Genomic DNA, 16,595 nt, shown 5'->3' with positions numbered 1-16,595 from the left:
GACCCGCCGCGTCGAAGGGACCTGATCGTGCAACGTCGAGCCGTGCCCGGGCTGCTGGCCGCCGCCGTCCTCGTGCTGGCGGCCGGATGCTCCTCCGGCCGGTCGCCGTCCGGCCATCACTCCACAACGCCCGGCGCCACGGCGTCGTCCCCGGCCCCGGCCCGGCCGGCCGAGACCGCGCCGCCGGCCAAGGGCACGGTGCGGGTGGTGCGCACGGTCGCCGAGGGCCTGGACTCGCCGTGGGGACTCGCCCCGCTCCCGGAGGGCGGCCTGCTCGTCTCCTCCCGTGACCGGGGCACGATCGTCCGGGTCGACGAGAAGACGGGCCGCAAGACCGAGCTGGGCGCCGTCTCCGGGGTGGCGGCGCAGGGCGAGGGCGGCCTCCTCGGCATCGCCCTCTCCCCCCGCTACGCCTCCGACCACCTGATCTACGCCTACTTCACCTCGGCCTCCGACAACCGCCTCGTCCGGATGCTCTACGACCCGAAGCGCCCGGCCGGCGACCAGCTGGGAGCGCCCGACACGATCTTCAAGGGCATCCCCAAGGGCGTCATCCACAACGGCGGCCGGATCGCCTTCGGCCCCGACGGCATGCTCTACGCGGGCACCGGCGAGAGCGGCGAACGCGGGCTGGCCCAGGACCGGAAGTCCCTGGGCGGCAAGATCCTGCGGCTGACCCCGGACGGCGCGCCCGCCCCCGGCAACCCCTTCCCCGACTCCCCCGTCTATTCGTACGGCCACCGCAACGTGCAGGGCCTGGCCTGGGACGGCAAGCAGCGCCTGTTCGCCGGCGAGTTCGGCCAGGACACCTGGGACGAGCTGAACGCGATCACGCCCGGCGGAAACTACGGCTGGCCGGACGCGGAAGGGAAGTCCGGCGACGGCCGGTTCCGCGACCCGATCGCCCAGTGGCACACCGACCGGGCCTCCCCCAGCGGCATCGCCTACGCCGCGGGCTCGATCTGGCTGGCCGGTCTGCGCGGCGAGCGGCTGTGGCGCGTCCCGCTGAAGGGCACGGCGGCCTCCGCGGCGCCGCAGGCGTTCCTGACCGGGACCTACGGACGGCTGCGCACGGTCGTCGCCGCGGGCGGCGACCGGCTGTGGCTCGTCACCAGCGACACCGACGGCCGCGGCACACCGAAGAAGGGCGACGACCGCATCCTGGAGCTGCGGGTGACGTAGCGGGGGCGCGGTGGTCCGGCGCGCTCAGTCCTCGCCGGGGCCGGCCTCCTGGTCGGGCCCGGAGTCCTCCGGGGGCGTCCTCGGCAGGCGTACGACGATCCTTCCGGAGCCGAGGTCGACGGGGCCGCGTCCGGGGTCGCCGTCGCCGGTGTCCTCCCGGGTCAGCTCCAGGCGCCGCTTCTCGTCGCTGGTGTGCTTGCGCCCTGGTGCGAACAGTTCCTCGAAAGCGTTGAACACGGCCCGCTCCCCTCCGGTCGTCCCCCCCACCGTACGACTATCCGACCGCCGGGGCGGAGAGCGTGTCGTGGGCGAACAGCTCCAGCCGGTGCGCCACCGCCGCCGCCTCCCCGCGGCCCGAGACGTCGAGCTTGGCGAGGATGTTGGAGACGTGGACGCTGGCCGTCTTCGGGGAGATGAACAACTCCTCGGCTATCTGGCGGTTGGTGCGGCCCTGGGCGACCAGGCGCAGCACGTCGTGCTCCCGGCGGGTCAGGCCAAGGGACTCGGCCGGGTCGGCGTCCGCGGCCCGCCGGTCCGGCGCGGTGGTCAGGGTCAGCCGGCCGCGCCGGGCGAGCCGGGTCGCGGAGTCGGCGAGCGGCCGGGCGTGCAGGTGCTCGGCGACGGCGTGCGTGAGGCGGAGCAGTTCCGTGGCCCTCGCGCGCTGGTCGCCGTCCTCGTCGGCCAGCAGGGACGCGGCGAGGCGGTAGCGGACGCGGGCGAGGTCGTAGGGGCGCTCCAGGGTCTCGAAGGCGGCGACGACGCCGGTCCACTCCTCGGGCCGGTCGCGGCCCTCGGCGCGCAGCAGCTCGGCCCGCACCCAGCTCTCGTACGCCCGCCACAGCGGCACGACGGTGGGCAGGGTGCGGGCGGCGCGCCGGACGCGTTCGAGGACGGCGGCGCGCTCCGGGTCGGCGGCGGACGGGTCGGCGGCCCCGGCCTCCATGGCGGCGGCGGTCAACAGCACGGGCCAGCCGTAGCGGTGGGTGCCGGGCGGGAAGCCGCTCTCCAGGACCCGGTCGAGCGCGGCGCGGGCGTCGCTCAGGCGGCCCTCGCCCGCGGCGACGGCGATGGCGAGCCGGGCCAGCGGGATGGAGTGCTGCGGGGCGTTGTCGTACTTGCCGTAGGTGTCGAGCGCCAGGGCCAGCTGGCGTGCCGCCTCGGGCAGGTCGCCGCGGGCGAGGGCGAGTTCGGCGCGGTTCCTGGCGTGGAAGGCGCCCGGCTTGGCGCTCTGCCCGATCCGTTCGGACCGGGCCACGGCCTCGGCGGCCTCGTCCCAGCGGCCCAGGCTGGACAGGGACTCGGCGAGGTTGCCCCACACCCAGGCCTCGTGGTCGAGCAGGCCGTGACCGCGGGTGTAGGCGAGCCCCTCCTCCAGCAGCGGTACGGCCTCGCGGGAGCGGCCCACGGCCTCCAGTTCGGAGGGCAGGTTGATGTAGGAGCGGCCGGCGACGGCGGAGATGCCGTCGGCCACGGTGCGCCGGTTGACCTCGTGCATCTCGGCGAGGCCCGCCTCGACGTGCCCGGCGTCGACCATGAGGCCGCCCAGGGTGAGCCGCGCGTTCATCTCGATCTCGCGGGCGCCGACCATGCGCGCGTACTCCACGGCCCGTTCGGCGGCCGAGACGGCCTCCGGGCCCGGGATGTGGACCATGGACCAGTTGGCGACGTGGGCCAGTACCTCGGCGTGCACCTCGGAGGGCGGCAGTCCGCGCACCAGGTCCTGGGCGGTGGCCAGCTCCCGCCAGCCGTCGCCGTGCGACCTCTGCTGGACCAGCCGGGAGCGCTGGACCCAGAACCAGGCGGCCCGCAGCGGGTCGTGCTCCTCGTCCAGCAGGCGCAGCGCCCGCTTGGCGAGCTTCATGGCGCGTTCCCGCTCGCCGCACAGCCGGCCCGCGACGGCGGCCTCGGCCAGCAGGTCGAGGTAGCGCAGCGGGACGGGCGCCCCGTCGCTGCCGCAGGCGAGGTAGGCCTCGACGTAGTCGGCGGCCCGCAGCCGGGCGCGGACCTCCTCGGGTGCGGCGTCCCACAGTTCCATCGCCCGCTCCAGCAGGCGCAGTTGCTCGCTGTAGGCGTGCCGGGAGCGGGCGGCGACGGAGGCGTCCAGGACGGCGGGCAGCGCCTTGGCGGGGTCGTGGGCGTGGTACCAGTAGCTGGCCAGGCGGGTGACGCGCTGGTCGGCGGGGACGAGCGTCGGGTCGGCCTCCAGGGCCTCGGCGTAGCGGCGGTCCAGGCGGGAGCGCTCGCCGGGCAGCAGGTCGTCGCTGACGGCCTCGCGGACCAGGGCGTGCCGGAAGCGGTAGCCGTCGCCGGACGGCGCGGGGGTGAGGACGCTGGCGTTGACCGCGGCGCGCAGCGCCTCGATCAGGTCGTCCTCGGCGAGCCGGGCCACGGCGGCCAGCAGCCGGTACTCGACGGTGGAGCCGCCCTCGGCGGCGATCCGCACGACCCGCTGGGCGGTCTCGGGCAGCGTCTCCACGCGGACCAGGAGCAGGTCGCGCAGGGAGTCGCTGAGGTCGGGGCAGTCCGTGCCGGTGCAGCTGGCGAGTTCCTCGACGAAGAAGGCGTTGCCGTCGGAGCGTTCGAAGATCTGGTCGATCTGGGCCGGGTCGGGTTCGGCGGCGAGGATGCCGGCGATCTGGCGGGCCACCTCCTGCCGGGTGAAGCGGGCCAGTTCGATGCGGTGGATGGTGCGCAGCCGGTCCAGTTCGGCGAGCAGGGGGCGCAGCGGGTGGCGGCGGTGGATGTCGTCGGAGCGGTAGCTGGCCAGGACGAGCAGGCGGCCGGTGCGCAGGGTGCGCAGCAGGAAGGCGAGGAGGTGCCGGGTGGAGGCGTCGGCCCAGTGCAGGTCCTCCAGGACGAGCACCACGGTGTGGCCGGCGGCGACCCGCTCCAGCAGGCGGGCGGTGAGTTCGAAGAGGCGGGCCATGCCCTCCTCGTCGTGCCGGCCGGCGCCGCGCGCGGCGGCGGCCGGTTCGCCGCCGAGTTCGGGCAGCAGCCGGGCGAGTTCTTCTTCTTGTCCGGCGGCGGCGGCGTCGAACTCGCCGGGCAGGGCGCGGCGCAGGGCGCGCAGGGCGGTGGAGAACGGGGCGAAGGGCAGCCCGTCGGCGCCGATCTCCACGCAGCCGCCGAGCGCGACGACGGCCGCGCGGCGGGTGGCGGCGGCCGCGAACTCCTCGATGAGGCGGGTCTTGCCGACCCCGGCCTCGCCGCCGAGCAGCAACGCCTGCGGCTCCCCCGCCCCCGCGCGGGCGAGCGCGTCGTTCAGCGTGCCGAGTTCGCTCTGGCGGCCTACGAACACCGGACTGACGGACCTGTTCTCCACAGGCCCGAGCATCGCATGCGGCGCCGACAGCGCGGGAACGGTTTTCCCGGCGGCGGGCGGACGGACGACCGCGGTGCGGCTCACGGCCGGTGCGGGTCGGGCGGGTACGGATCGGGCGGGTACGGGTCGGGCGGGTACGGGTCGGGCGGGCGCCGGGGTCAGCGACGACCGGGGCCGGCCCACCCCCGTGGGACCGGCCCCGTCCGCCTGTGTGCTCACGCGGCTGGGGTGAAGCGATGGCGGAAGGGCGTGTCTTGGCTCTCCGCCTCGCGGTTCTCGCGGCGGGCGGCGCGGCGGGCGCGGGCCACGGAACGGGCCAGTCGCGCCTGCTCGGCCTCACGGCGCAGTTCGGCGGAGCGCAGCTGGAGGTACTCGTACTCGAACATGGTGTGTCCCTGGGTGAGAGGCGGTCGTGGCGTCGCCGGGTGGCGATGCGTCCACCTTCGTCTCCCAGGGGGTCGCGGGCATCGGGAGAGTTCCGCATCTTGGGCGGCGCCCGACGCCTTAGGGACGTGCGGAAGGGGTCCTTAGGGCCGCCGTCGGGTGCGTACGGCGGGCCTGAGGACCCCTTGCGGTCGCGGTGCCGGTCCGGTCAGGCGGACGGGAGGGCGAGGAGGGCGTCGGTGTACTTCAGTACGGCCAGCAGCAGGCCGACGACGCCGAGGACGACGCCCGCCCAGGCCACCGACTTGATCCACGGCGTCTGCGGGGCGCGCGCGGCGCCGAACGCGGGCCGGGCGAGGACGACGACGCCGACGATCACGGCGGCCAGCGCGAACACCCCGGCCCACAGCGCGGTGGTGTGCCAGGCGTCGCCGTAGACCTCCTTGATCTGGGTGGCGACGCTCGCGGAGGTGGAGGTCCGCAGCTGGCCGATCAGCTGCTCGCGGGCGGAGGCGACGGTCCCGAGCCAGCCGCCGCTGAGCGAGACGACGCCCAGCGCGGCGGCGACGACGGCGCCCGCGCCCTGGCCCACTGGGGAGGGGGCCTGCCCGCCGTCGCCTGCGGGGTCCGCGGCGTCCACGGCATCCGCGTCGGCGGCGGCCGTCTCCTCGGCGGCGGGCGCCGGGGTGGTGGCGGGTTCAGCGGCGGGGGCGGCGGCGGTGTCCTCGGTGGGAGCGGACCCGGCAAGGTCCGCCTTCTTGTCTTCGATCTTCGGTTCGGCGGCGGTCTCGGCTGCGGTCTTGGTTCCCATGCTCCGCACCGTACGGACGCTCTCTGAGAGGTCTCTTAATGATCGTCGCGACCGGCGGGCGCGGTACCCGCGCGGGCCGCGCGCCACTCGGGGGCGAGCACCGCCCACACCTCCATGTCCTGGCGCACGCCCCGGTAGGAGACGCTCTGGCGCAGCACGCCCTCACGGGTCATGCCGAGGCGCCGCGCCGCGTTGACGCTCGGCTCGTTGGCCGAGGAGGCGTGCCACTCCACACGGTGCATGCCGCGCTCCTCGAAGGCCCAGTCGATCAGGACGCGCGCGCCGCGCGCGACGAGTCCGCGCCCGGTTCCGGCCGGCTCCAGCCAGCAGCCGATCTCGCAGGTGCCGCTCGCCGTGTCGAAGATCCGGAACAGCAGCCCGCCGACCAGTACGCCGTCCAGCCACAGCCCGTGCAGGAAGCCGGTGCCCGCGGCGTGCTTGTCCGCGTACGCCTGGAGGAGGGCGCGGGCGGAGTTAGGGTCCGTGGCGTGCGCGCCGAACGGGATGTGCCGGGTGATGAACTCCCGTCCGCGGTCCAGGTGGGCGAGGAACTCCTCGGCGTGCCAGGGCTCCAGGGGCCGCAGTCGTGCTCCGTCCTCACCCAGCGATATCGCGTACATCCGGCTGCCGCTCCTTCTCCAGTGCCACGACGACGTCGCCGAGCCTCTCATGGGCGGCGCGGCACTCGGGCGGCTCGATGCTGATCCGGGGCAGCACCCGGTCCAGCCGGCGCGGCAGCCACCAGTTGGCGCGGCCGAGCAGGTGCATCAGGGCGGGCACGAGCAGGGTGCGCAGCACGAAGGCGTCCAGCGCGACCGCGGCGGCCAGCGCGATGCCGAACATGGCGATCACCCGGTCGCCGCCGAGCACGAAGGAGAGGAAGACCGAGATCATGATGACCGCCGCCGAGTTGATCACCCGGCTGGTCTCGGCGAGGCCGACGCGCACCGCCCGGCGGTTGTCGCCGGTGGCCAGCCATTCCTCGTACATCCGGCTGACCAGGAACACCTGGTAGTCCATGGACAGCCCGAACAGCACCGAGACCATGATCACGGGCAGGAACGGCTCGATGGGGCCGGCCCGGCCCAGGCCCAGGAACTCGCTGCCCCAGCCCCACTGGAAGACCGCGACGACGACGCCGAAGGCGGCGGCGACGGCGGCGATGTTCATGGCGGCGGCCTTGAGCGGGATGCCGACGGACCGGAAGGCGAGCAGCAGCAGGAGGCAGCCGAGGCCGACGACCACGCCGACGAACAGCGGCAGCCGGCCGACGATCACGCCCGCGAAGTCGTCGTACCCGGCGGTGACGCCGCCGACCTGCACGTCGAGCGAGGTGCCGGTCTCGGCGCGCGGCAGCACCTCGGTGCGCAGCCGGTCGACCAGTTCGCTGGTGCGCTGCGACTGGGGCGCGGAGTCGGGGACGACGGTCAGGTAGGCGGTGGCGCCGCCGCCGTCGTAGGTGACCGGGGTGACGTCGGCGACGCCGTCGGTGGTGCGCAGGGCGCTGCCGAGGTCCTCCAGGGCGAGCCGGTCCTTGGCGTCGTCCACGCGGGTGACGAGGGTCAGCGGTCCGTTGACGCCGGGGCCGAAGCCGTCGGCGACGAGGTCGTAGGCCCGCCGGGTGGTCGAGGAGGCGGGGTCGTTGCCCTGGTCGGAGGTGCCGAGGTGGAGGGAGAGGGTGGGCAGCGCGAGCACCGTGATCACGGCCAGGGCGAGGACGCCGAGCAGCTTGGGGTGGCGTTCCACGAAGGCCGACCAGCGGGCGGCGAACCCGGTGGGCAGCTCGGGTTCGGGGCCGTGCTCGGCCAGTCTGCGCCGCTCGCGCCGGCTCAGGGCGCGCGGGCCGATGAAGGACAGCAGGGCGGGCAGCAGGGTCACCGAGGCGGCGACGGTGAGGGCGACGGTCGAGGCGGCGGCGATCGCCACGCCGTTGAGGAAGCCGAGCCGCAGGATCAGCATGCCGAGCAGGGCGATGCAGACGGTGGCGCCCGCGAAGACGACGGCGCGCCCGGTGGTGGCGACGGCGTTCGCGGCCGCCTCGGCGGTGGTGAGCCCGCGTTTGAGGCCGCGCCGGTGCCGGGTGACGATGAACAGCGCGTAGTCGATGCCGACGCCGAGGCCGATCAGCATGCCCAGCATGGGCGCGAAGTCGGCCACCGTCATGGCGTGGCCGAGCAGCTCTATGGCGCCGTAGGCGGTGCCGACGCTCACCAGCGCGGTGGCGATGGGCAGCAGGGACGCGGCGAGCGAGCCGAACGCGAGGAGGAGCACGACGGCGGCCATCGCCACGCCGACGATCTCGGCGAGGTGTCCGCCGGAGGACTGGGTGCCGCCGATCGCGCCGCCGCCCAGCTCCACCTGGAGCCCGTCGCCCTGGGCGGCCTTCGCCGCGCCGACCACGGCCCGGCTCTGGGACTCGGGGATGTCCTGGGCAGCATGGGTGAAGGTGACCGTCGCGTACGCGGTGCGGCTGTCGGCGCTGATCTGGCCGGCGCCCCGGCCCTGGTAGGGGCTGACCACGGAGGCCACCCCGGGCAGCGACTCGACGCGGTCCAGGGTGCGGGTCATCGTCTGCTCCACGTCGGCGGCGCGGACGGTGCCGGACGCGGTGTGCCAGACGACGGTGTCGCTGTCGCCGCCGAGATCCGGGAAGCCCTCGCGCAGCAGCTGGGTGGCGCGGCCGGACTCGGTGCCGGGGACCTCGTAGTCGTTCGAGTACGCCGGGCCGGTGACGGCGGCGGCGACGGTGACCCCGCCGAGGGCGAGGAGCCAGAGCAGAACGGTGACGAGGCGGTGCCGGACACACCAGCGCGCGAGGGCTGCCACGAACGTGCTCCCAGAGGACGGTTTGTGGATCTTTGACCGGGAACAGTCGTCCATGAACGGAACGGCCCGCAAAGAACGCATGAGCAAGGAAGAAACACTCTTGCAGGCGAATGTGATCGTTGACCGTGTTCGTGTCGTTATTCACATCATTATGGGTGATGTCACGGGACGGGGGCTGCCGGGCGGGCCGGACGGTCAGTCGAACTGGTCTCCGAGTGCCATCACCATCACGCCGGCGACCATCAGCCACAGCGCCCGCCGGGTGTGCCCGCGCAGGCCGAGCAGGGACGCCGGGGCGCACAGGGCGGCGCCGACCGCGTAGGCGCAGCCCACGAGGGCCGGGGCCGAGCCGGTCAGCCGCAGGAGCGCGGCGGCGAGTCCGGCGAGCGCCAGCAGCGCCCCGGCCCCGCCCGCCGTCCAGCGCGCCCGGCGCGCGACCTCGGCGAGGTCGTGGGAGCCGTCGTGATCGTCCTCGCCGGGGGCGGTTCCCGAGGGCGTCAGGGGTGCGGTCCCGGTCTCGTCCCGCGGGGCGGTGGCCTCGTCCCGTGAGTCAGGAGCTTCGTCCCGCGGGTCGGCGGTCTCGGCGCCGTCCGGCCGGGGTATGGCGGCGGGGGCTTCGGAATCGACGCGTCCACTCATGGCGGGCGAGCGTAGCCGCCGGACCTGGGGCGGCGGTCGGCGGGGGCGGCCCGCCCGGCGCCCGGCGCGGCCCGGGGCGGGGGGACGCCACGCGGGGAACGGGCGGAGACGGCCGAAGGGCGCGCCCCGGAGTGGACCGGGACGCGCCCTTCGGTGCGGCGGCGGAACCGGCCGGGGCCGGCACCGCCGCGCGGGTGCTACTCGGAGACGCCCAGCTTCTCCAGGATCAGCTCCTTGACGCGGGCCGCGTCGGCCTGGCCGCGGGTGGCCTTCATGACCGCGCCGACCAGCGCGCCCGCCGCCGCGACCTTGCCGCCGCGGATCTTGTCCGCGACGCCGGGGTTGCCGGCGATGGCCTCGTCCACGGCCGTGCCGAGCGCGGAGTCGTCGGAGACGACCTTCAGACCGCGCTTGTCGACGACCTCGTCCGGGGTGCCCTCGCCCGCGAGGACGCCCTCGATGACCTGGCGCGCCAGCTTGTCGTTCAGGTCGCCGGAGGTGACCAGCTCGGTCACCCGGGCCACCTGCCGCGGGGTGATCGCCAGCTCGTCCAGGGACGTGCCGGACTCGTTGGCGCTGCGCGCCAGCTCGCCCATCCACCACTTGCGGGCGGACGTCGCGTCGGCGCCGGCCTCGATGGTGGCGACGATCGGCTCCAGCGCGCCGGCGTTGAGGATGGCCTGCATGTCGGTGGCCGAGATGCCCCACTCCGCCAGCAGGCGGGTACGGCGGGCCAGCGGCAGTTCGGGCAGCGCGGCGCGGATCTCCTCGACCCAGGCGCGCGAGGGCGCCACCGGCACCAGGTCGGGCTCCGGGAAGTACCGGTAGTCCTCGGCCTCCTCCTTCACGCGGCCCGAGGTCGTGGACCCGGTGTCCTCGTGGAAGTGGCGGGTCTCCTGGATGATCGTGCCGCCGGAGGAGAGCACCGCGGCGTGCCGCTGGATCTCGAACCGGGCGGCCCGCTCGACGGACCGCAGCGAGTTGACGTTCTTCGTCTCGCTGCGGGTGCCGAACTTGTCCGCGCCCTTGGGCATCAGCGACAGGTTCACGTCGCAGCGCATCTGGCCCATCTCCATGCGGGCCTCGGAGACGCCGAGTGCGCGGATCAGCTCGCGCAGCTCACGGACGTAGGCCTTGGCGACCTCGGGCGCGCGCTCGCCGGCGCCGACGATCGGCTTGGTGACGATCTCGATCAGCGGGATGCCGGCGCGGTTGTAGTCCAGCAGGGAGTGGGACGCGCCGTGGATGCGGCCGGTGGCGCCGCCGACGTGCGTCGACTTGCCGGTGTCCTCCTCCATGTGGGCGCGTTCGATCTCCACGCGGAAGGTCTCGCCGTCCTCCAGCTGCACGTCGAGGTAGCCGCCGAAGGCGATCGGCTCGTCGTACTGGGAGGTCTGGAAGTTCTTCGGCATGTCCGGATAGAAGTAGTTCTTCCGGGCGAAGCGGCACCATTCGGCGATCTCGCAGTTCAGCGCGAGACCGATCTTGACGGCGGACTCGACGCCGGTCGCGTTGACGACCGGGAGCGCGCCGGGCAGGCCGAGGCAGACCGGGCAGGTCTGGCTGTTCGGTTCGGCGCCGAGCGCGGTCGAGCAGCCGCAGAACATCTTGGTGGCGGTGCCGAGTTCGACATGGACCTCAAGGCCCATGACGGGGTCGTACGACGCCAGCGCGTCCTCGTACGACACCAGGTCGGTCGTGGTGGTCACGGTGAAAACTTCCCTCTCAGCCCAGCAGGACGTCGTCGTCGCCCAGCCGCTTCAGCTCGCGGTAGAGGATGGCGAGGCCGGTGACGATCGCGACGGCGGACACGGACGCGTCGATCAGGCGCAGCGTGTCGCTCTCGGCGCGGGCCTTCTTGATCTGCTTGGCGACGCCCAGCGCGCCGAACGCGGTCGTGGCCATCGACAGGTACGTACCGGACTTGGACTTCTTGAAGCCCTTGGCCTTGGACAGTGCGTTACTCACAGCGACGGAGCCTCCTCGAGCAGCGGGTGTCCCCACTTTTCCACGAACGCGGCCTCGACGGCGGCGCCCACCTTGTAGAGGCGGTCGTCCTTCATCACCGGGGCGATGATCTGCAGGCCCACCGGGAGGTTGTCCTCCGGGGCGAGACCGCAGGGCAGGGACATGGCCGCGTTGCCCGCCAGGTTGGTCGGGATGGTGCACAGGTCGGCGAGGTACATCGCCATCGGGTCGTCGGCGCGCTCGCCGATCGGGAAGGCGGTGGTCGGGGTCGTCGGGGAGACGATCACGTCGACCTGCTCGAACGCCTTGTCGAAGTCCTGCTTGATGAGCGTACGGACCTTCTGGGCGCTGCCGTAGTACGCGTCGTAGTAGCCGGAGCTGAGCGCGTAGGTGCCGAGGATGACGCGGCGCTTGACCTCGGGGCCGAAGCCCGCCTCACGGGTGAGGGAGGTGACCTCCTCCGCCGAGTGGCCGCCGTCGTCGCCGGTGCGCAGGCCGTAGCGCAGGCCGTCGAAGCGGGCCAGGTTGGAGGAGCACTCGGACGGCGCGATCAGGTAGTACGCCGACAGGGCGAGGTCGAAGGACGGGCAGTCCAGCTCGACGATCTCCGCGCCCAGCGAGCGCAGCAGCTCGACCGCCTCGTCGAAGCGCTGCACGACGCCGGCCTGGTAGCCCTCGCCGCGGAACTGCTTGACCACGCCGACGCGCATGCCCGCCACGCTGCCGTTGCGGGCGGCCTCGACCACCGGCGGGACCGGCTCGTCGATGGAGGTGGAGTCCAGCGGGTCGTGGCCGGCGATCACCTCGTGCAGCAGGGCCGCGTCCAGGACCGTGCGGGCGCAGGGGCCGCCCTGGTCGAGGGAGGAGGAGAAGGCGACCATGCCGTAGCGGGAGACCGCGCCGTAGGTCGGCTTGACGCCGACCGTGCCGGTGACGGCGGCCGGCTGGCGGATGGAGCCGCCGGTGTCGGTGCCGATGGCCAGCGGGGCCTGGTAGGAGGCGAGCGCGGCGCTGGAGCCGCCGCCGGAGCCGCCGGGGATCCGGGTGAGGTCCCAGGGGTTGCCGGTGGGCCCGTAGGCGCTGTTCTCGGTGGAGGAGCCCATGGCGAACTCGTCCATGTTGGTCTTGCCGAGGATGACGACGTCGGCGGCCTTGAGCCGCTGGGTGAGCGTCGCGTCGTACGGCGGGATCCAGCCTTCGAGGATCTTGGAGCCGACGGTGGTCGGCACGCCCTCGGTGGTGAAGATGTCCTTCAGCGCGAGCGGCACGCCGGCCAGCGGGCCGAGCCTGTCGCCGCGGGCCCGCTTCTCGTCCACGGCGCGGGCCTGGGCGAGGGCGCCCTCGCGGTCCACGTGCAGGAAGGCGTGCACCTTCTCGTCGACGGCCTCGATGCGGGCCAGGTGCGCCTCGGTGACCTCGACGGCCGTCAGCTCGCCGGAGGCGATCTTCTCGGCGGTCTCGGCCGCGGTGAGCTTGATGATGTCCGTCATGGCTTACTCCTCCCCCAGGATCTGCGGCACCTTGAAACGCTGCTGCTCCTGGGCCGGGGCGCCGGAGAGCGCCTGCTCGGGGGTGAGCGACGGACGGACCTCGTCCGCGCGCATGACGTTCGTCAGCGGCAGCGGGTGGGAGGTCGGCGGTACGTCTCGGTCGGCGACCTCGCTGACGCGGGCCACCGCGCCGATGATGTCGTCCAGCTGTCCCGCGAAGTGGTCGAGCTCTTCGGGCTTCAGCTCCAGACGCGCCAGCCGGGCGAGGTGGGCGACCTCCTCGCGCGTGATGCCAGGCATGCAGCGTTCCTCTGGGTGAGTGTGTGTGGTGTGGAGCCAATCCTATGGGGCGGGGCCGTGTGCCCGTGCAGCGGTTTCTCCCCGCATCCCGGCGTGGCGGCCCCGCGGGCTCCCGGTGCGCCCGGCTCAGAGCGCGAAGAGGAGTCCGGCGCAGACCAGGACGACGGCCGCGGTGGCGAAGTGGACGCCGAACGCGACCGCCTTCGCGCCGCCGTGGCGCAGGACTATCAGGGTGTCGGCCAGCGGGACGAGTGCCACGCAGAGCATGAACCACGCCTCGGCGCGGGCGCCGGCGAAGGCCAGCAGGGCCAGGCCCACCACGCCGAGGGCGCCGTCCCGGACGCCCTTGATCGAGAGGTAGGCGCCGGCGTCGCCGCGCGGGTCGGCCGGGACGCCGTAGCCGGCCGCGGCCGGTCCGGGCTGGAAGAGGAAGCGGTAGGCGAGGAACACGCAGAACAGGTCGAGCAGGACGGCCACGGTGTAGGCGGTGGTGGTCATGTCACTTCTCCTCATCGGCGATCCGGTTCCTAGCGTCGCTAGGCGATGAAGCGAAGCTAGCAGAGCGACGACAGATTGGCTAGCACTGATAGAATCCGTTCATGACGATCCAGCGGCGCAGGGAGCGTGAACGGGCGGAGCGGGAGCGGCTGATCGTGACGGCCGCGCGGAAGCTGGCGGAGGAGGAGGGCTGGGAGTCGGTCACCACGCGCCGGCTGGCGGCCGAGATCGAGTACAGCCAGCCGGTCCTCTACAGCCACTTCAGGGGCAAGAGCGCCATCATGGCGGCGGTCGCGGTGCAGGGCTGCGCGGAGCTCGCGGCCGAGCTGCGCGCCGCGCGCGCGGCGGCGGGGAGCCCGCGGCGGGCGCTGGCGGCGGTCGGCGAGGCGTACACCGCCTTCGCCCGGCGGCGGCCCGCGCTCTACGACGCGATCTTCACCCACCCGGTGGACCTGCCGTTCGCGACGCCGGAGGCCCCCGCCGCGCTGCACGAGGCGTTCGGCGAACTGGTCCGGGCCGTCGAGCCGGTCGCGGCCCAGGGCGACGAGCCGGGACTGCTGACGGAGACCTACTGGGCCGGACTGCACGGTCTGGTCACGCTGATGCGCGGCGGCCGCCTCCCCGAACCCGCCCACGAACGCCGCCTGGCCCTCCTGACCAGCCACTTCGCACCCCCCGACCGGGACTGACCCGGAACCGGCCCGCGGACTTCCGGGCGGCGGGCCACCGGGACGGCGGCGGGAGGCCGGACGGCGGCGGCCGAAGTCACCGGCAGAAGGCCGAGGGAATGGGCGGGAGGCCGAGGGGATGGGTGCGGGGCGCGCCCGGGTGGCCCCGGAGGGGGGCGGGGGTTCGTCGGGGGGTGGCGGCTCAGTCGTCGGTGGCCGCGGCGGGAAGGGCCGCGGCGGGGCGGACCCAGCCCTGGGAGCCGCGGGCGCGGAGCCACGCCGTGGTCTCCTCGGGCGGCATCGCGGCGGCCACCAGCCAGCCCTGCACGGCGTCGCAGCGCAGGTCCCGCAGCCGCTCCCAGGTCTCGTCGTCCTCGACGCCCTCCGCGACGACGAGCAGCCCGAGGGAGTGGGCGAGGTCGACCGTGCAGCGCACGATCGCGGCGTCCTCGGTGTCCACCGCGAGGCGGGCCACGAAGGAACGGTCGATCTTCAGTTCGCTCACCGGCAGCCGCCGCAGGTGCACCAGCGAGGAGTAGCCGGTGCCGAAGTCGTCCAGCGACATCTTCACCCCGTGCGCGGTGAGCCCGGCCAGCGTGTCGGCGGCCCGCTGCGGGTCCTCCAGCAGCACGTGCTCGGTGATCTCCAGCTGGAGCGCGCCGGCCGGGACGCCGTGCCGGGCCAGCCGGGCGGCCACCGAGCCGGCGAAGCCGGGGGTGTGCACGTCGCGCGGCGAGACGTTGACGGCGACCGGGGTGAACAGGCCCTGGGCGCGCCACCGGGCGACCTGGGCGAGGGCGGTCTCCAGCACGTACTCGGTGAGGTGGGGCATCAGCCCCGAGGACTCGGCGATCGCTATGAACTCGTCCGGCGGGACCTTGCCCCGCTCCGGGTGCACCCAGCGCACCAGTGCCTCCAGGCCGGCGACCTGGCCGTCGAAGCGGACCTTGGGCTGGTAGTGCAGCTGGACCTCGTGGGCGTCCAGGGCGCGGCGCAGATCGCCGAGCAGGCCGAGCCGGTCGGGGGTGTTGGAGTCCCGTTTGGACTCGTACACCTCCACCCCCGTGCGGTCCCGCTTGGCCTGGTACATCGCCACGTCGGCGCGGCGCAGCAGGCCCTCGGCGTCCAGGGCGTGGTCGGGGAAGACGGCGACGCCGGCGCTGGCCTCCAGGACGAGGGTCAGGCCGTCGAGGTCGAGCGGCGAACTGAGCGCGGTGACGAGCTGGCGGGCGATGCGGGTCGCGGACGTGGTGGAGTCGGCGACCGGCAGTAACACGGCGAACTCGTCGCCGCCCAGCCGCGCGGCCTCCGCCCCGCGGGGCAGCGCCTGCCGCAGCCGGTCGGCGATCTGGAGCAGCAGCCGGTCCCCGGCGAGATGGCCGAGCGTGTCGTTGACCGAGCGGAACCGGTCGAGGTCGATCAGCAGCAGGGCGGCCCGGCCGCCGGCGCGTTCGGTGTCGTCCAGGGCGGTCCAGATACGCTCCAGCAGCCACTGCCGGTTGGGCAGGCCGGTCAGCGGGTCGCGCAGCTGCTCCTCGGCCCGGGCGCGGGCGATCCACAAGGTGGCGTCGAGCGCGATGAGCGGGATGGCGAACAGCGGCAGCAGCACCGGCTGGGCGACGGCGACGACACAGAGCAGGGGCGCGATGCCGAGCAGGGCGATCGCGAGGAGGCCCTGCCGGATCAGGGCGGGGCGGGCGACGGTGGGCAGCGGGCCGGTGCGCGGGGCGTGCAGGCACCAGATCAGCAGACGGGTGACGGCGAGGTAGACGGCCGCCGCCAGCACCACTTCGGGGACGGCGTACGCGGTCCAGTCGCCGGGGTCCCAGGGCTGCTCCACGGTCGGCACCCGGCCGCAGGCGCCCAGCAGGAGCGCGGCGGCGGCGATCCCGAGGAGGTCCGCGGCGCCGCACAGCACACCGGGCCGCCACCGCCCGCGCCGGGCCACGCCGGCCAGGACGACGACGGCGAGGCTGACCATGGCGGCGGGCACCCAGCCGTAGAGCAGGAGCACGGCGAGGGTGAGGGCGGCGCCGGAGCCGGTGCCGCCCGACCAGCGGGCGCGGCCGAGCATGACGAGGTGGCCGACGACGACGCCGGTGAGCACGGCCAGCGACCAGCCGGCGGCGCCGGACGGGAAGAGGGCGTGCGCGCCGGTGAACGACCGCAGGACGCCGGCCCCGAGGACGAGGGCGGCGGCGGTGACGACCGCGGGGGCGAGCGCGGCGCGCGGCGCGGGGCGCTCGGTGCGGGATCCCGCGCCGAGCGGTCCGGCGGCCGTTCGGCCGGCCGCCGCCGGGTGGAGCTGCGGGCGCGCGACGGTGTGGTGTGCGGCGGGGCGCACGGCCAGGGGCGCGCGCCCCGCGTGCTGTTCCGTACCCGAACGCTCCGCCGTCCGCCGCAGGCACCCTCGCCATGCGCCGGTCACCCGGCGCAGCCGCGAGTGCGGGGCGGCGCTCTCGGTCGGTTCCATTCCCGTCCCTCTCACAGCCGGCGGTGCCCACACC

The 16,595-nt window shown here is 74.3% G+C and carries 15 protein-coding genes; 2 read left to right on the top strand and 13 right to left on the bottom strand.

All coding sequences use genetic code 11. The features are described from left to right. Positions 1 to 21: 21 nt before the first annotated feature. Positions 22 to 1,182, top strand: a complete 1,161-nt coding sequence (locus ABEB07_RS09150; protein ID WP_345667831.1) for a PQQ-dependent sugar dehydrogenase — start codon at positions 22 to 24, stop codon at positions 1,180 to 1,182. A 24-nt stretch (positions 1,183 to 1,206) separates the two neighbouring features. On the opposite strand, the gene ABEB07_RS09145 is transcribed toward ABEB07_RS09150, so the two are convergent. The 12 genes from ABEB07_RS09145 to ABEB07_RS09090 all read right to left on the bottom strand — a co-directional run bounded on the left by ABEB07_RS09145 (position 1,207) and on the right by ABEB07_RS09090 (position 13,420). Continuing rightward, positions 1,207 to 1,419 (bottom strand): DUF6191 domain-containing protein, encoded by a 213-nt coding sequence (locus tag ABEB07_RS09145; protein ID WP_345667796.1) that lies wholly within the window; start codon positions 1,417 to 1,419, stop codon positions 1,207 to 1,209. 37 nt (positions 1,420 to 1,456) lie between these two features. Next, positions 1,457 to 4,516: a helix-turn-helix transcriptional regulator gene (locus ABEB07_RS09140; RefSeq protein ID WP_345667830.1), complete on the bottom strand. Its 3,060-nt coding sequence runs from the start codon at positions 4,514 to 4,516 to the stop codon at positions 1,457 to 1,459. A gap of 203 nt (positions 4,517 to 4,719) precedes the next feature. Next, the gene (locus tag ABEB07_RS09135; protein ID WP_345667795.1) at positions 4,720 to 4,890 is read right to left on the bottom strand and encodes a hypothetical protein; all 171 of its coding nucleotides are present in this window, start codon (positions 4,888 to 4,890) and stop codon (positions 4,720 to 4,722) included. Positions 4,891 to 5,096: 206 nt separating this feature from the next. Further along, positions 5,097 to 5,699, bottom strand: a complete 603-nt coding sequence (locus tag ABEB07_RS09130) for a hypothetical protein (protein ID WP_345667794.1) — start codon at positions 5,697 to 5,699, stop codon at positions 5,097 to 5,099. A 35-nt stretch (positions 5,700 to 5,734) separates the two neighbouring features. Continuing rightward, positions 5,735 to 6,319 carry a GNAT family N-acetyltransferase gene (locus ABEB07_RS09125; protein WP_345667793.1) on the bottom strand — a complete coding sequence of 195 codons (585 nt, stop codon included), beginning with the start codon at positions 6,317 to 6,319 and terminating at the stop codon, positions 5,735 to 5,737. Continuing rightward, the gene (locus ABEB07_RS09120) at positions 6,297 to 8,525 is read right to left on the bottom strand and encodes an MMPL family transporter (RefSeq protein WP_345667792.1); all 2,229 of its coding nucleotides are present in this window, start codon (positions 8,523 to 8,525) and stop codon (positions 6,297 to 6,299) included. Before ABEB07_RS09120 ends, ABEB07_RS09125 begins: the two co-directional genes overlap by 23 nt. Before the next feature lie 195 nt (positions 8,526 to 8,720). After that, entirely contained in the window at positions 8,721 to 9,164 is a 444-nt protein-coding gene (locus ABEB07_RS09115) for a hypothetical protein (RefSeq protein WP_345667791.1), read from the bottom strand. Between the two features lie 197 nt (positions 9,165 to 9,361). After that, entirely contained in the window at positions 9,362 to 10,873 is a 1,512-nt protein-coding gene (gene gatB / locus ABEB07_RS09110; protein WP_176150601.1) for an Asp-tRNA(Asn)/Glu-tRNA(Gln) amidotransferase subunit GatB, read from the bottom strand. Positions 10,874 to 10,889: 16 nt separating this feature from the next. Further along, entirely contained in the window at positions 10,890 to 11,132 is a 243-nt protein-coding gene (locus tag ABEB07_RS09105; RefSeq protein WP_164587284.1) for a hypothetical protein, read from the bottom strand. Continuing rightward, positions 11,129 to 12,622 (bottom strand): Asp-tRNA(Asn)/Glu-tRNA(Gln) amidotransferase subunit GatA, encoded by a 1,494-nt coding sequence (gene gatA / locus ABEB07_RS09100; RefSeq protein ID WP_345667790.1) that lies wholly within the window; start codon positions 12,620 to 12,622, stop codon positions 11,129 to 11,131. The genes ABEB07_RS09105 and gatA overlap by 4 nt, the downstream gene beginning before the upstream one ends. A 3-nt stretch (positions 12,623 to 12,625) precedes the next feature. Next, the gene (gene gatC, locus ABEB07_RS09095) at positions 12,626 to 12,922 is read right to left on the bottom strand and encodes an Asp-tRNA(Asn)/Glu-tRNA(Gln) amidotransferase subunit GatC (protein ID WP_009190762.1); all 297 of its coding nucleotides are present in this window, start codon (positions 12,920 to 12,922) and stop codon (positions 12,626 to 12,628) included. 126 nt (positions 12,923 to 13,048) lie between these two features. Then, positions 13,049 to 13,420 (bottom strand): DUF4267 domain-containing protein, encoded by a 372-nt coding sequence (locus tag ABEB07_RS09090; RefSeq protein ID WP_345667789.1) that lies wholly within the window; start codon positions 13,418 to 13,420, stop codon positions 13,049 to 13,051. A gap of 101 nt (positions 13,421 to 13,521) precedes the next feature. On the opposite strand from ABEB07_RS09090, the gene ABEB07_RS09085 reads away from it, so the two are divergent. Continuing rightward, positions 13,522 to 14,109, top strand: coding sequence for a TetR/AcrR family transcriptional regulator (locus ABEB07_RS09085; protein ID WP_345667788.1), 588 nt, complete (start codon positions 13,522 to 13,524; stop codon positions 14,107 to 14,109). Between the two features lie 181 nt (positions 14,110 to 14,290). On the opposite strand, the gene ABEB07_RS09080 is transcribed toward ABEB07_RS09085, so the two are convergent. Continuing rightward, positions 14,291 to 16,561, bottom strand: a complete 2,271-nt coding sequence (locus ABEB07_RS09080) for a putative bifunctional diguanylate cyclase/phosphodiesterase (protein ID WP_345667787.1) — start codon at positions 16,559 to 16,561, stop codon at positions 14,291 to 14,293. Positions 16,562 to 16,595: the final 34 nt, after the last annotated feature.

The sequence above is a fragment of the Streptomyces similanensis genome, assembly GCF_039543625.1.
Taxonomy (GTDB): Bacteria; Actinomycetota; Actinomycetes; order Streptomycetales; family Streptomycetaceae; genus Streptomyces; species Streptomyces similanensis.
The sequence above is the reverse complement of the archived record's forward strand: the minus strand, read 5'-3'. Positions and strand labels throughout refer to the sequence as shown.